The following is a 14,026-nucleotide window of genomic DNA, read 5'->3' on the forward strand; positions in this document are numbered from 1 at the left end:
CCCGCGGGCGGGGCTCACGCGTTCAGTTCATCCGATCCCGGGCAATCATGGGATCGGCGGGTTGTTCCAGCGCTGCACGGCAACAATCATGTGGCCTTCGCCCTTGTGCGACTGCTCGCCATCCTTGACCTCGGCGATCACCTTCAGGTTGCCGGCGTTGTTGGTCATCATCTTGCGCTGCGGGTTCGGCCCGGCGTCGCCCGGCGTGAAGATGCCGCTATCGGCGGCCATGCTGCCGGCGAACTTGTCGTCGCCATCGGCCTTGGCCTGCTCGTTGAAGGCGTCCACCGACCAGTTGGCCGGGAACACGCCGATACGGTACGGCTTGCCGTCGGCACCCTTGCCCCAGGCCTCGGCGTCGAAGCGGCCCTGGACCTTGGGCGTGGAGCCGCCGTTGTCACCGATGCGCGCCACCGAGAACTCCGGCACCACCTTGACCGCATCGATACGCTCGTACACCGCCAGGCTGCCGCCCTTGATCGAGCCGACGCTGACCGCGTGAATGCCAGCGGCGGCATCGGCGGCGGCCTTGATCTTGACCTTCAGGCGTTCCGGGCTCTGTTCGACGATGGACAGCACCTGTACGCCCTTGCCGAAGTTCGGCGCGCCCTTCAGGCCACTGCCGATCACGCTGACCTCGGTCTCTTCGCCCGCCTTGACGTAGGCCGGCTGCACGCTCAGCACGCGGGCGCTGCCCTGCTTGGCGGCGATGAAGTCCAGACCGCGCTCGTCGTGGGCCTTGTCGAACATGCGGCCTTCCAGCTCGCCTTTCTTCGCGGCGAACACCTGGCGCATCGTCACGCCGTCGATGCTGACGTTGCCGCGCCATTCATAGCCGTTGTAGAGCATGGCGCTGCCGTCGCCGCTGAACGGGCTGCCGTCGGCGTACTGGCCCTTGACCTCGACCTTGAACTGGTCGCCGCCGGCGCTGGCCACTTTCATGCTGCCGGACAGATCGCCCTTGCCCGGCATATGGCCGCTGAAGCTCCATTCGCCGACCAGCGACTCGGCCTTCGGCCGCGCCTTCTGCCAGTCGTTCCAGGCCTGGCTGTCGAGCGGGAAGCGCTTGGCCAGCAGCGGCACCATGTCTTTCTTCGCCAGGTCGAACCAGTCGCGGTCGCGGGACAGCGACTGGTATTCCAGCGACGGCCACTGGCCGAGGTGGAAGTTCACCAGCTTCTCCCACTCCGACGCCGGGCGCCGCTGCAGGGCGATGCGCGCGGCCGAGTGGCAACGGGCGCACATCTGCTCGAAGCCGCTATCGAAGTTCTCGACGGTGTTCAGACGACGTTCGAGGGCGTAGCGCACGCCATCGGTCTCGCTGGGTGCCAGGCCCTGGGTGTCGGCGAGGTACTTGACCAGGGTGCGCCGGTCTTCGTCGCTGATCTGCAGGCCGTGCATGGTCTGCATCCGGCCAATGGTCATCAGCCAGCCCTCGGGCGTCTTGCGCTGAAGACCGATGCGACTCAGCTCGCCCTTGGCGTCCGGCGTATGGCACGCCGCGCAGGTCTCCTTGAGGATGGTTTGTGCATCACGCGCGAAGCTATCGCTCGCGTGCAGCGCCGCACAGGCTGCAATGGCCAGCATGCCGTTGGTCACGCCTTGCCGGAGTCGTCTCTTCATCAATCTCGGACCTCCCACCTTGCTCGTTCTTATTGGTCGTTTTTATTCGAGCCCGCCTCCATCCCCTTCCGCGGAGGGCAACCGGCGAGCGCCTGCGCTGGTCAATACAGGTTGCGTGCCAAAATTACATTAACCTCAGAAAATCAGTTACTTGCGTGTTTTCCATGGGGATTTCGAGGGCCCCTGCGGCAGGCTGTCGCGTTCAATTTCGCGACAGCTGTAACAGTCTGAGACATCGGCGCGAAAGCGCCAGTCCGCCGCCTGTGTGCGAACGTCTCAGCGCTGTCGCACTTTGCGACAGCCAGGGCCTCCGGGACGCCCGCAAGATAAAAATAAAATACTTATATTTCATTACGTTACATAACAAAGGCGGGGTTGGCACAGCGGTTGCGATGGGCAGCCGCATACCCCAACAAGAGGCACCCGAGATGTCCGCTTCCCTGCCCATCAAGCCCGCTACCAGCGCCTTCCTCGACCGCGCGCCGACTATGCTCATCGGCGCCGACTGGACCGGCGCCGCCGATGGCGCCCTCATGGACCTGCGCAACCCCGCCACGGGCGCCGTGCTGTGCCAGGTTCCCTCGGCCGGCGCAGCCGATGTCGACCGCGCCGTGCGCGCCGCGCGCCAGGCCTTCGATGATTCCCCCTGGAGCCGCATGCGCCCGCGCGAACGGCAGAACCTGCTGTGGAAGCTCGCCGACCTGATGGAGCGCGACGCCGACCTGCTGGCCGAACTGGAATGCCTGAACAACGGCAAGAGCGCCGCCGTGGCGCGGGTCATGGACGTGCAACTGGGCATCGACTTCCTGCGCTACATGGCCGGCTGGGCGACCAAGATCGAAGGCGCCAGCGTCGAGGTGTCGATGCCGCTGATGCCCAACGACGACTTCCACGGCTTCATCCGCCGCGAGGCGGTGGGCGTGGTCGGCGCCATCGTCGCCTGGAACTTCCCGCTGCTGCTGGCCTGCTGGAAACTCGGCCCGGCCCTGGCCACCGGCTGCAGCGTGGTGCTCAAGCCGGCCGACGAGACCCCGCTCAGCGCCCTCAAACTGGCCGAGCTGGTGCTGGAAGCGGGCTATCCGGCGGGCGTCTTCAACGTCGTCACCGGCACCGGTGTCAACGCTGGCGCCGCCCTCACCCACCATCCGCTGGTGGACAAGCTGACCTTCACCGGCTCTACCGCCGTGGGCAAGGAAATCGGCAAGGCGGCCATGGACCACATGACCCGCGTGACCCTGGAACTGGGCGGCAAATCGCCGACCATCGTCATGGCCGACGCCGACCTGGCCAGCGCCGCCGCCGGCGCCGCCCAGGCGATCTTCTTCAACCAGGGCCAGGTGTGTTGCGCCGGCTCGCGCCTGTACGTGCAACGCAAGCACTTCGACAACGTGGTCGCCGACATCGCCGGCATCGCCAACGGCATGAAGCTCGGCAACGGCCTCGACCCGAGCGTGGACATGGGCCCGCTGATCTCGGCGCGCCAGCAGCAGCGCGTCTACAACTACATCGAGCTGGGCCGCGAAAAAGGCGCCACCGTCGCCTGTGGCGGCGAACAGTTCGGCCCCGGCTACTTCGTCAAGCCGACCGTGCTGGTGGACGTCGACCAGCAGAGCCCGGTGGTGCAGGAAGAAATCTTCGGCCCGGTACTGGTGGCCATGCCCTTCGACGACATCGACGAAGTCGTGCGCCTGGCCAACGACAGCCCCTACGGCCTCGGCGCGAGCATCTGGTCCAACGACCTCGGCGCCGTGCACCGGATGATCCCGCGCATCAAGTCCGGCTCGGTCTGGGTCAACTGCCACAGCGCCCTCGACCCGGCCCTGCCCTTCGGCGGCTACAAACTCTCCGGCGTCGGCCGCGAAATGGGTGCCGCGGCCATCGAGCACTACACCGAGCTGAAGTCGGTACTGATCCGCCTCTGAACCCACGCCTGGCGCCACCGGCTTCCCCTGCCGGTGACGCAATCCCCCGTCGCAGCTGCGTCCGGGGGATTTTTTTGGCCTGCCGCCGGCCGCGTGCAGCGGCCGCGGAAACCCTCAGGCCATCAGCGTCGCAATCCGATTCACGCTGATGATCTGGCCGCTCCAGATCATCTCGTAGTGAGCCGCCTGGATGATCGAGGTCACTGGGCGCGGCGTCATCAGCGCCCAACAGTGGTTGCCCGGCGAACGCACCGAGTTGTAACGCAGGCCCGGACAGGCTGCCCGCTTCAGGTCGCGGCCCAGGCGCTGCGCCGCCGCGTAATCGTCGGGGGCGTAGATCGGGTCGCTCAACGGCAGCGCCGTCGCGTCGCGCATCCCGGCATCGCTGAAACGGCAGGTCAGTCCCCGGAAGACAAAGCGCTCGTAGTTGAGGCCCGCCACGTTCGACCAGTAGCGCTCCTGGTGATAGCGCACCTCGGCGATCGCGGTGTCCATTCCGTCGGCCAGGTACAGCACGCCAAAGCTGCCATCGCTGAAGCGCGAGCCATCCGCGTTCACATGGGTAAAGGGCGCCGTCGCGTAGGAACAGCCGGGGATACCGAACGGAATCTCCTCGCGGGCAATCAGCTCCAGCCGGCCGACTTCGTTCAGCAAGCGTGGATTGGTCAGTGCCTGGAGCTGATACAGCGCTTCGAAGTCGGCGGCGTCGGCGACGTCATCGAACAAGTCGATCGGCGGGAACTTGGAGTTGACCAGGCGGTAGGCCTGCAGCTCCTCGCCATCCAGGCTGGCAAGGCTGCCCAGCGTTACCACTGGGCACCGCGCAGCGCATCGATGCGGCGGAAGGTCTCGTACAACGAGATCATGTCGCCCTGGGCCATGATGTCGAGCGGCGCGCGCCCGTTGAAGAACGCATTGCGGTTCTCCATCGCGGGGAAGCCATAGACGTTTTCCGGGTTGTCGAACACCAGGCGCAGCGCCGCGTGGATATTCAGCACCAGGCTGATGCGCTGCATCTGATCGGCGTCCAGGCCCACGGCCCACTGCGAATCGGCTTTCCTGGCGCGGGTGTAGGTGCTGCGCGAGATGCGCAAGACCCGGCAGGCCTGCTCGCAGGAAGCCTTCCACTTGTCCAGGATGTTCAGCGCCGCACGCAGGCCGGCCATGCATTGGCTTTTCGATAAGTCCTGAGCTTGGATAGCGATGCTCATCGCCTGCCCCTCAATATTGCTCTACAGACGCAAATCTAGTCGAAATGCGTCTGTAGAGCAATGCGTCGGCGCGCAACGCCCATCCGCGGCCCGGGCGCCCGCCATCGGCGCCGACGCGGCCTGGCTCAGAAGTTGTACGACATGCCGACGCTGACGCTGCCCAGGCGGGTGTCGTAGAAATCGATGTTGCTGTTCTCCTCGCCATAGCTGACCGCCGCCCGCGCGCTCCAGTCCTTCAGGCCGAAGGGTTCGAGGTAGGTGGCGGACAGGGAAACGCCATAGCGATTGACGTCCTGCTTCTTGTCATAGATCGGGTTGTAGTGATCGCTCTTCAGGCGGCCGCCCAGGGCGTCGGCACCGAACTCCCAGCCCTTCAGGCCGAGGTAGGTGTAGCCCAGGCCGAGCTGGTAGCCGTCCATTTTCATCGCGTTGCCATCCAGGTCGCGGTTGATGTAGCTGACGATCGGCGTCAGCACATGGTCCTGGTTGGGCTGCCAGCGATAGCTGATGTCGAGCTTCTTGTCTTTGCCGTTGCGGTCGAGCTGGTCCTGCTGGTCGGCGCTCAGGCCCAGCGCGGCGCCACTGTGCTCATGGCCGATATCGATCTTGCGCTGGGTGTAGGTGACGTCGAAGTCCGACTGGAAGATGTTCTCCCAGCCCAGGCGGTAGCCATTGCTCGTGCGGCGGGTGGTCTGGCGGTCGGCGCCGACCACGTAGGGATCCTTCCAGGTCTCCTGCGGGGTCGAGGCCAGCAGGCTGAAGCGCAGGTTGCCGGCCTCGCCGATGCCCTGGCGCAAGCCCAGGTCGATGACGCTGTCCTCGGTGATGAAGTCTTCCAGCACGGTGGCGCCGAAGAACTGGGTGCGGCTGCCGGCCAGGGTGTAGGACAGCGAGAAGCCCGGAATCACCTTGGAGTAGCTCTTGTTGTCCGGGCTGCCGCCGAGCGAGTCGATCTGCTTGTCCGACACATGGGTGCCGCTGACAGTGGCGATCTGGTTGGTTTTCATCTGGTCACTGGTGACGCCCAGGTAGAGGCTGCCGCCGAGGCCGTCCTCGGTGGGAATCTGGTCATAGGCCTGGGCGCTCAGGGCGATGGCGCCCCCCAGCGGGATGAATAAGAGGTTGCGCATGCTGTCCGGCTCCTGAATGGTCATGAAGAAGAGCCGAACCTGCGATACAAAGCTGAAGGATCGATTAAGTGTTCGACGAAAGGCTCTGCCCCGTGCCCGCCCGGCTCGCCACCGATAGCGGCAGCCGCTGCGGCGCATGGCCGGAATGATGGACAACGACGGATAGCACCCGCGGCGTTATCCGCTCGAAGCCCCGAGGGATAGGTCGAGCGCGAAGCGCGATAGCCATGCCGTCGCTCCGAGGGCTCCTCGCCGCCACGCCATTGGCCTGCAGAGGCGCTTCCGCAGGTGCCTCGGCACCGACTATTTTTCCTGGCAATTCAGCCATCTCTGACAGATGAACGATTTTTTGTATACAAAGCAGTAGCCATACATCCAACAAACTGTCTACAGTGCTCGCACAAAAACAACAAGCGAGTCCTCCAGCCATGAATACGCGTTCAGCTGTAGCGTCCGCCGGGCAACGCCCGGAAGACGAGAATCTCGGAATCGGTGCCAACCTGGCCTATGGCCTGCAACACGTCCTGACCATGTATGGCGGGATAGTCGCGGTGCCGCTGATCCTTGGCCAGGCGGCCGCTCTGTCGCCCAGCGAGATCGGCCTGCTGATCGCCGCCTCGCTGTTCGCCGGCGGCCTCGCCACCCTGCTGCAAACCCTCGGTCTGCCCTTCTTCGGCTGCCAGTTGCCGCTGGTCCAGGGCGTGTCCTTCTCCGGCGTCGCCACCATGATCGCCATCCTCGGCGCCGGCGACGGCGGCGGTATCCCGGCAGTGCTCGGCGCGGTGATGGCCGCAGCCTTGATCGGCCTGCTGATCACCCCGGTGTTCTCACGCATCACGCAATTCTTCCCGCCCATGGTCACCGGCGTGGTGATCACCACCATCGGCCTGACCCTGATGCCGGTGGCGGCGCGCTGGGCCATGGGAGGCAACAGCCACGCAGCGGATTTCGGCAGCATGGCCAACATCGGCCTGGCGGCGGTCACCCTGGTCATCGTCCTGCTCCTGAGCAAACTGGGCAGCGCCTCGATCTCGCGGCTGTCGATCCTGCTGTCGATGGTGATCGGCACCCTGCTCGCCGTGGCCCTGGGCATGGCCGACTTCTCCACGGTCGGCGACGGCCCGCTGCTGGCCCTGCCGGCGCTGTTCCACTTCGGCGCGCCGACCTTCCACGTCGCCGCCATCGTCTCCATGTGCATCGTCATCATGGTGACCCTGGTGGAAACCTCGGCGGACATCCTCGCGGTGGGCGAGATCATCGAGACCAAGGTCGATTCCCAGCGCCTGGGCAACGGCCTGCGCGCGGACATGCTGTCGAGCCTGCTGGCGCCGATCTTCGGCAGCTTCACCCAGAGCGCCTTCGCGCAGAACGTCGGCCTGGTCGCCGTGACCGGGGTGAAGAGCCGCTACGTGGTGGCCACCGGCGGGCTGTTCCTGGTCACCCTCGGCCTGCTGCCGGTGATGGGCAGGGTGATCGCCGCGGTGCCCACGGCGGTGCTCGGCGGCGCCGGGCTGGTGTTGTTCGGCACCGTGGCGGCGAGCGGCATCCGCACCCTGTCCAAGGTCGACTATCGCAACAACATGAACCTGATCATCGTCGCCACCTCGCTCGGCTTCGGCATGCTGCCGATCGCCGCGCCGAACTTCTACGAGCACTTCCCCAGCTGGTTCGCCACCATCTTCCACTCCGGCATCAGCTCGGCGGCGATCATGGCCATCTTCCTCAACCTGCTGTTCAACCACTTCACCCTGGGCAACTCCGACCAGCAGTCGGTCTTCGTCGCCGCCAGCGAGCGCACCCTGCGCTACCAGGACATCGCCGCGCTCAACGACGGCGACTATTTCCTCGACGGCAAGCTGTACGACAAAGACGGCAACCAGGTCCCGGTGCTCGGCGAACACGCCCATGACAGCGAGCACGCCCACGCTGATCGCGCCGCGCCCAAGGCAACCCGGCAAACCAGCGACAGCAGCGCCCCTAGCAGAGTTTCCTGAAGGTAGTCTGAAGGCCGGCTTCAGCTACCTTCAGTTTGTATTAAGCACGCGCGCCTAGAGTGAAGCCTCCACCATCAGGAGCTTCCTCCATGAAGATCACCGCGCTTTCCCTGGCCGTTGCCGGCGCCCTCGCCGCTCCGGCCTTCGCCCAGGCGGGTGAAGTCAAGCTGACCACCACCCTGAAAGACTTCCGCGGCAACGACGCCTACCTGGCGATCTACCTCACCGACGCCCAGGGCAAGTATCAGCGCACCCTGTGGGTCGCCGGCAAGAAAGCCAAGTATTACAAGCACCTCGGCGACTGGGCCCGCGGCAGCGGGATGAATCGCGCCGAGTTCGACGGCATGAGCGGCGCCAGCGTCGGTGCCGGCGAGACCCTCACCGTGACCGCCCAGGTGGCGGACAACCTGATCGACGCCGGTTACCAGATCCGCATCGACAGCGCCGTGGAAAACCACGATGAGAACCGCGCCGAAGTGAAGGTCCCGCTGACCCACGAGGGTTCCGGCAAGGAAACCGCCGGTAGCGGCTACGTCAGCAACTTCCGCTACGACCTCTGATCGGAAGGAGACGCGCAATGCTTCGTCAACTCCATGCCTGGCCGGGTGTGATCCTCGCCCTCCTGCTGATCGTCCTGGCGACCAGCGGAGCGGTGCTGTCCACCCAGCCCCTGGCCGAACGCCTGGTCACCCCAGCCGCCGCGCCAACCACCCAAGTCGCTGAACTGGCCTCTCGCGTGGCCCATCAGGTGCCAGGCGTAGAGCGTATCGAACGGCGTCCCTCCGGCATGCTCGTCGCCCGCTATACGCGTGGCGCCGACAGCGGCGCGGTGCGTATCGACCCCAACAGCGGCGCGGCGCTCGGCCCCTATCAGCCGTCGCCGACCTACGCCTGGATGCGCGACCTGCACCGTGCCTTCTTCATCGGCACCCCGGGCCACGCCATGGCCGGCGTCGGCGCCATCGGCATGCTCCTGCTCAGCTTCTCCGGCCTGGTCATGCTGGCGCGCCGCCAGGGTGGCTGGCGCAACCTGCTGGGCAGCATCCACGGCAACGGCCAGTCGCGCTGGCACAGCCAGGTCAGCCGCCTGTTGCTGCCGCTGCTGATCCTGATCGGCGCCAGCGGTCTCTACCTGTCCGCCGATACCTTCGGCCTGGTGCGCGATGGCATGGACAGCGATGCCAGCTTCCCCACCAGCGTCAGCCAGGGCAGCCGCGTCGACCCGGGCCAACTGACGGCCTTGCGCAACGTCGCCCTGAGCGACCTGCGCGAACTGGACTTCCCGGCCCAGGACAACCCGCAGGACGCCTACACCCTGCGCACCGCCCAGGGCGACGGCTACGTCGACGCGGTGGACGGCCGCCTGCTCGGCTACCAGCCGCACGACCTGGCGCGTCACCTCTACGAATACATTTACCAACTGCACACCGGCGACCTGCTGGGTGTCTTCAGCCCCCTGCTCGGCCTGGCCGCGCTGGGCGTGCCGCTGCTCGGCATCACCGGCCTGGTGCTGTTCCTGCGCCGCCGTCGCAGCGTCACCCATGGCGACGCCAAGATCGCGCCGGAAGAGGCCGATTGCGTGATTCTGGTCGGCAGCGAATCCAACGGCACCTGGGCCTTCGCCCGGACCCTGCAGCAAGGCCTGATGGACAGCGGCCGGCGCGTCTACAGCGCGCCGCTGAACCAAGGCACGCGCGCCTTCCCGGCGGCCCGGCAACTGCTGGTGCTGACCTCGACCTATGGCGATGGCGGCGCGCCGCAATCGGCCCGCGGCTTCCTCGAACAACTCGACGACCTGCGCCTGGCGGACGACGCGCGATTCGCCGTGCTCGGCTTTGGCGACCGCCGCTTCCCACGCTTCTGCCAGTACGCCAAGGACGTCGAGACGGCCCTGCTGGCGCACGGTCTCGCGCCGCTGATGGCGCGCCAGGACATAGACGCCGCCTCGGTCCCGAGCTTCCAGGCCTGGGCCCAGGACCTCGGCGAACGGCTCGGCATCACCCTGAACCTGGTGCACAGCGCCGAGCCCATCGCCTGCAGCGACTACCAACTGATCGAACGCCGCCTGCACCAGGCCCCCGGCGACACCCCGCTGGTGGTGCTGCGCTTCGCGCCGCTCGGCCAGCCGGTCGAGTACCAGGCCGGCGACCTGCTGGCGATCCAGGCGCCCGGCGCGCAAACGCCGCGCTACTACTCACTGGCCAGCGACAGCGACCACGGCGTCCTGGAAATCTGCGTGCGCCTGTGCGACGGCGGCCTCTGCTCGACCTACCTGCACGGCCTCGAAGCCGGCGCGCGGGTCAGCGGCTTCGTCCAGCCGCATCGCGAATTCCGCCCGGAGCCGGGCAGCGCACCGCTGATCCTGATCGGCGCCGGCAGCGGCATCGGCCCGCTGGTCGGCTTCATCCGCCGCAACGCCCGCCAGCGCCGGCTCTACCTGTACTGGGGCGGCCGCGTGCCGGAAGCCGGCGTGCCCTTCGATCGCGATCTCGACCAGGCACTCGCCGACGGCCGCCTCAGCGACCTGCGCACGGCCTTCTCCGCCGGCCCGCAGCGCGCCTATGTGCAGGACCGTCTCAGCCAGGACGCCCACGAACTGCGCCACCTGGTGGCGGCCGGCGCCCAGGTGCTGGTCTGCGGCGGGCGCAACATGGCCGACGGCGTGCGCCATGCCTTCGACGAGATGCTCGCGCCGCTGGCGCTGAGCGTGGACCACCTGCGCGCCGGGGGCCGCTACCGTGAAGACCTGTTCTGAGGCGCTGGCCTTGCAGCGCTACAGCCTCAACGGACCGACCATGGGCAGCCGCTACAGCGCGGTCTTCTATGCGCCGCCCGGCCTGGACCAGACGGCACTCGGCGAGGCCCTGTTCGAGGCCGTCGACCAGGTCGATCGGCAAATGTCCAACTGGCGCGCGGACTCGGCGCTGATGCGCTTCAACGCGCAACCGCTGGAGCGCTGGATGGACCTGCCGGAAAACCTCATCTGGGTCCTGCAGACCGCCGTGCAGGTCTGCGCCGAGTCCGGCGGCGCCTTCGACATCGGCGTTGGCGATGTCGTGCGTGCCTGGGGCTTCGGCCCCGCCGAGCAGGCCGTGGACGCCGAACAACGCGCCGCGCTGGCGGCGCAGCCGCGCAGCACGGCGAGCCGCGCCCTGGAGTTCGATTTCGCCGGCGGCCGCGTGCGCAAGCGCCACGCCGTGCACCTGGACCTCGCCGGCATCGCCAAGGGCTTCGGTGTCGACCAGCTGGCCCGCTGCCTGGACCAGCACAGCGTCGAGCACTACCTGGTGAGCATCGACGGCGAACTGCGCGCCCGTGGCCACAAGCCCGACGGGCAAGCCTGGACCATCGCCATCGAGAAGCCCCTGGCCGGCGTGCGCGATGCCCTCGGCGCACTGGAAATCGCCGATGCCGCCCTGGCCACTTCCGGCGACTACCGGCACTTCCGCGAACAGGACGGCCGCCGCTACAGCCACACCATCGACCCGCGCCGCGCCGCGCCGCTGAGCGAAGGCCTGGCCTCGGTCTCGGTACTGGCGCCCAGTTGCATGCTCGCCGACGCCTGGGCCACCGCGCTCATGGTGCTCGGCCCGGAACAGGGCCCGGCGCTGGCCTGCCAGCGCGGCATGGACGCGCTCTTCCTGCTGCGCGACGGCGAGCAGATCCGCCAGCTATGGATTCTCGACGGCCAGCCGCAGTCCTGACGCTCGGGCCGGCTGCTGCGCCTGGCCCACGGGCAACGGCTCCAACAGACCGATAAAGGCGCGCAGCGCCGGGGTATCGGTGCCGCGCCGCCAGAACAGCCAGGTGGTGGCATCGGCATGGGCCGGATCGAGGCGATGCACGCTGACGTTGCGGCCGCCGGCCAGGCTCTCGAACATCGCCCGCGGAATGATCGCCACACCGCCACCGGCAGCGATGCAGGCGAGCATGCCGTGGTAGGACTCCATCTCCATGATCTTCCCCGGTACCACACGCTGCTCGGCGAACCAGTTCTCCAGGCGCTTGCGGTAGGAACAGGTGTCGCGGAAGGCGAACGCCGTCTCGCCGGCCACGTCGCGGGCGTCATGCACCGGCGGATGTCCCTGCGCGCTCATCAGCACCAGTTCCTCGCGGAACACCGGGCAGCCGTCCAGTTGCGGGTGGTTCGCCGGGCCGTCGGCGAAGGCGGCGATGAAGCGCCCGGAGAGCACGCCGTCAATCATGTCCCCCGAGGGGCCGGTGGACAGGTCCAGTTGCACCTTCGGGTAACGCTGGTGGTAGCGCGCCAGCAGGTCGGGGATGCGCACCGCCGCGGTGCTTTCCATGGAGCCGAGGGAGAAGCTGCCGTGGGGCTCGACGCCACTGGCGACCTGCCGCGCCTCCTCCACCAGATCGAGGATGCGCTCGGCGTAGTCGAGAAAGCTGCGCCCGGTGGGCGACAGGCGCAAACGTGACTTCTCGCGGATGAACAACTCGGCGCCCAACTCGCTCTCCAACTGCTTGATGCGCGTGGTCAGGTTCGACGGCACCCGGTGCAGACGCCCGGCGGCGGCGGTGATGCTGCCGTCCTGGGCGACGGCGCGGAAGAACTCCAGTTGGGTCAGGTCCACTTTTCTCTCCGGGAGAATGATTCTTTCAGAATTATTCATTTGCCATGAATAGGCACCCACCTTAATTTCTTCCCCATGCCGGCGCCAGTGCCGCCGGCCGGAACAGCCAACGCCGCCGACACACGGCGGCGCACCTCACCTGCCCGTGCAAGGACTTCCCATGAACCAGATCGCTGCTATTTCCGCTGCCATCTCGCGCAGCCCCGCCACCGGCCAGGAGCTGGCCCGCTACCCGTTCCAGGACGCCGAGCAGTTGGAAGCCGTGCTGGCCTCCGCCGATCGCGGCTTCCGCCAGTGGCGTGACACCCCGCTGAGCGAGCGCGTCGCCGTGCTGCGCAAGATGGCCGAGGTGCTGCGCGCCAGGGTCGAGCCGATGGCACGCATGGAAGCCGAGGAAATGGGCATGCCGGTAAGCCAGGCACGCGGTGAAATCAACAAGTGCGCCAACCTCTGCGAGTGGTACGCCGAACACGGCCCGGCCATGCTCGACGACGAGCCGACCAGCGTCGAAGGCGCCTACATCGCCTACCTGCCGCTCGGCCCGGTGCTGGCGGTGATGCCGTGGAACTTCCCGACCTGGCAGGTGATGCGCGGGGCGGTGAGCATCATCCTCGGCGGCAACACCTATGTGCTCAAGCACGCGCCGAACGTCATGGGCTGCGCCTACCAACTGCAACAGGCCTGGCGTGACGCCGGGCTGCCGGAAGGCGTGTTCGAAGTGCTCAACGTCGAGCCGCCGCTGGTGTCCAAGGCCATCGCCGATGAGCGCATCGCCTCCATCGCCGTGACCGGCAGCGTCGGCGCCGGTGCCGCCATCGCCTCCCAGGCCGGCGCGGCGCTGAAGAAGTGCGTACTGGAGCTGGGCGGTTCCGACCCGTTCATCGTGCTCGCCGACGCCGACCTCGACGCCGCGGTGAAAGCCGCCGTCGCCAGCCGCTTCAGCAACTGCGGCCAGGTCTGCATCGCCGCCAAGCGGATGATCCTCGAAGCGCCGATCGCCGAGGCCTTCACCGAGAAACTGCTGGCCGCGGTCAAGGCGCTGAAGATCGGCGACCCGCTGGCCGACGACACCTTCGTCGGCCCGATGGCCCGCGCCGACCTGCGCGAAGAGCTGCACCAGCAGGTGCAGAAGACCATCGCCGAAGGCGCCACCCTGCTGCTCGGCGGCCACATGCTGGAGGGCGCGGGCAACTACTACGCGCCGACCGTGCTGGGCAACGTGCAGCCGGGGATGACCAGCTACCGCCAGGAAATCTTCGGCCCGGTGGCCTCGCTGATCGTCGCCCGCGACGCCGAGCACGCCATCGAGATCGCCAACGACAGCGAATTCGGCCTGGCCGGCGCGCTGTGGAGCGCGGACCGGGAGAAGGCCAAGCAACTGGCCCGCCGCATCGTCAGCGGTGGCGTGTTCATCAACGGCTTCAGCGCCTCCGACCCGCGCGTCCCCATCGGTGGCGTGAAGAAGAGCGGTTTCGGCCGCGAGCTGTCGCACTTCGGCGTGCGCGAGTTCCTCAACGCGCAGACCGTGTGGATCGACCGCCGCTGAGCCACGGC

11 protein-coding genes are annotated in these 14,026 nt (G+C 67.3%); 6 read left to right on the forward strand and 5 right to left on the reverse strand.

Annotation, left to right across the window (positions count from 1 at the left end):
- Positions 1-45: 45 nt before the first annotated feature.
- Positions 46-1,623 (reverse strand): quinohemoprotein amine dehydrogenase subunit alpha, encoded by a 1,578-nt coding sequence (gene peaA, locus BLQ74_RS21695; RefSeq protein ID WP_090266274.1) that lies wholly within the window; start codon positions 1,621-1,623, stop codon positions 46-48.
- Positions 1,624-2,051: 428 nt separating this feature from the next.
- Between peaA and BLQ74_RS21700 the strand changes: the two genes are divergently transcribed.
- Positions 2,052-3,545, forward strand: a complete 1,494-nt coding sequence (locus BLQ74_RS21700) for an aldehyde dehydrogenase family protein (protein ID WP_090266278.1) — start codon at positions 2,052-2,054, stop codon at positions 3,543-3,545.
- Positions 3,546-3,659: 114 nt separating this feature from the next.
- Here BLQ74_RS21700 and BLQ74_RS21705 read toward each other — a convergent pair whose 3' ends face one another.
- The 3 genes from BLQ74_RS21705 to BLQ74_RS21710 form a co-directional block, all read right to left on the reverse strand.
- Positions 3,660-4,358 (reverse strand): RES family NAD+ phosphorylase, encoded by a 699-nt coding sequence (locus tag BLQ74_RS21705; RefSeq protein WP_244507237.1) that lies wholly within the window; start codon positions 4,356-4,358, stop codon positions 3,660-3,662.
- Positions 4,352-4,756 carry an antitoxin Xre-like helix-turn-helix domain-containing protein gene (locus tag BLQ74_RS27755; RefSeq protein ID WP_244507238.1) on the reverse strand — a complete coding sequence of 135 codons (405 nt, stop codon included), beginning with the start codon at positions 4,754-4,756 and terminating at the stop codon, positions 4,352-4,354. Before BLQ74_RS27755 ends, BLQ74_RS21705 begins: the two co-directional genes overlap by 7 nt.
- Positions 4,757-4,881: 125 nt before the next feature.
- The gene (locus BLQ74_RS21710; RefSeq protein WP_170842840.1) at positions 4,882-5,886 is read right to left on the reverse strand and encodes a DUF2860 family protein; all 1,005 of its coding nucleotides are present in this window, start codon (positions 5,884-5,886) and stop codon (positions 4,882-4,884) included.
- Positions 5,887-6,314: 428 nt separating this feature from the next.
- Between BLQ74_RS21710 and BLQ74_RS21715 the strand changes: the two genes are divergently transcribed.
- The 4 genes from BLQ74_RS21715 to BLQ74_RS21730 all read left to right on the forward strand — a co-directional run bounded on the left by BLQ74_RS21715 (position 6,315) and on the right by BLQ74_RS21730 (position 11,584).
- The gene (locus BLQ74_RS21715) at positions 6,315-7,880 is read left to right on the forward strand and encodes a nucleobase:cation symporter-2 family protein (RefSeq protein ID WP_170842841.1); all 1,566 of its coding nucleotides are present in this window, start codon (positions 6,315-6,317) and stop codon (positions 7,878-7,880) included.
- 89 nt (positions 7,881-7,969) lie between these two features.
- Positions 7,970-8,440 carry a DUF2271 domain-containing protein gene (locus BLQ74_RS21720; RefSeq protein ID WP_090266287.1) on the forward strand — a complete coding sequence of 157 codons (471 nt, stop codon included), beginning with the start codon at positions 7,970-7,972 and terminating at the stop codon, positions 8,438-8,440.
- Between the two features lie 17 nt (positions 8,441-8,457).
- The gene (locus tag BLQ74_RS21725; RefSeq protein WP_090266289.1) at positions 8,458-10,635 is read left to right on the forward strand and encodes a PepSY domain-containing protein; all 2,178 of its coding nucleotides are present in this window, start codon (positions 8,458-8,460) and stop codon (positions 10,633-10,635) included.
- The gene (locus BLQ74_RS21730) at positions 10,619-11,584 is read left to right on the forward strand and encodes an FAD:protein FMN transferase (RefSeq protein ID WP_244507239.1); all 966 of its coding nucleotides are present in this window, start codon (positions 10,619-10,621) and stop codon (positions 11,582-11,584) included. Before BLQ74_RS21725 ends, BLQ74_RS21730 begins: the two co-directional genes overlap by 17 nt.
- Here the strand turns inward: BLQ74_RS21730 and ptrR are convergent.
- Positions 11,552-12,472 (reverse strand): putrescine utilization regulator PtrR, encoded by a 921-nt coding sequence (gene ptrR / locus BLQ74_RS21735; protein ID WP_244507240.1) that lies wholly within the window; start codon positions 12,470-12,472, stop codon positions 11,552-11,554. The two genes, BLQ74_RS21730 and ptrR, sit on opposite strands and share 33 nt — an antisense overlap.
- Before the next feature lie 160 nt (positions 12,473-12,632).
- On the opposite strand from ptrR, the gene BLQ74_RS21740 reads away from it, so the two are divergent.
- Positions 12,633-14,018, forward strand: a complete 1,386-nt coding sequence (locus tag BLQ74_RS21740; protein ID WP_090266291.1) for an NAD-dependent succinate-semialdehyde dehydrogenase — start codon at positions 12,633-12,635, stop codon at positions 14,016-14,018.
- Positions 14,019-14,026: the final 8 nt, after the last annotated feature.

Origin of the sequence: Pseudomonas panipatensis (assembly GCF_900099785.1) — a bacterium.
GTDB lineage: Bacteria > Pseudomonadota > Gammaproteobacteria > Pseudomonadales > Pseudomonadaceae > Pseudomonas > Pseudomonas panipatensis.

Excerpts from the sequence above, each read along its gene's own strand:
- BLQ74_RS27755 (WP_244507238.1), bottom strand. The coding sequence starts at position 4,756 with ATGAGCATCGCTATCCAAGCTCAGGACTTATCGAAAAGCCAATGCATG.
- BLQ74_RS21725 (WP_090266289.1), top strand. The coding sequence starts at position 8,458 with ATGCTTCGTCAACTCCATGCCTGGCCGGGTGTGATCCTCGCCCTCCTG.
- BLQ74_RS21720 (WP_090266287.1), top strand. The coding sequence starts at position 7,970 with ATGAAGATCACCGCGCTTTCCCTGGCCGTTGCCGGCGCCCTCGCCGCT.
- BLQ74_RS21740 (WP_090266291.1), top strand. The coding sequence starts at position 12,633 with ATGAACCAGATCGCTGCTATTTCCGCTGCCATCTCGCGCAGCCCCGCC.
- BLQ74_RS21715 (WP_170842841.1), top strand. The coding sequence starts at position 6,315 with ATGAATACGCGTTCAGCTGTAGCGTCCGCCGGGCAACGCCCGGAAGAC.
- peaA (WP_090266274.1), bottom strand. The coding sequence starts at position 1,623 with ATGAAGAGACGACTCCGGCAAGGCGTGACCAACGGCATGCTGGCCATT.
- BLQ74_RS21710 (WP_170842840.1), bottom strand. The coding sequence starts at position 5,886 with ATGCGCAACCTCTTATTCATCCCGCTGGGGGGCGCCATCGCCCTGAGC.
- BLQ74_RS21700 (WP_090266278.1), top strand. The coding sequence starts at position 2,052 with ATGTCCGCTTCCCTGCCCATCAAGCCCGCTACCAGCGCCTTCCTCGAC.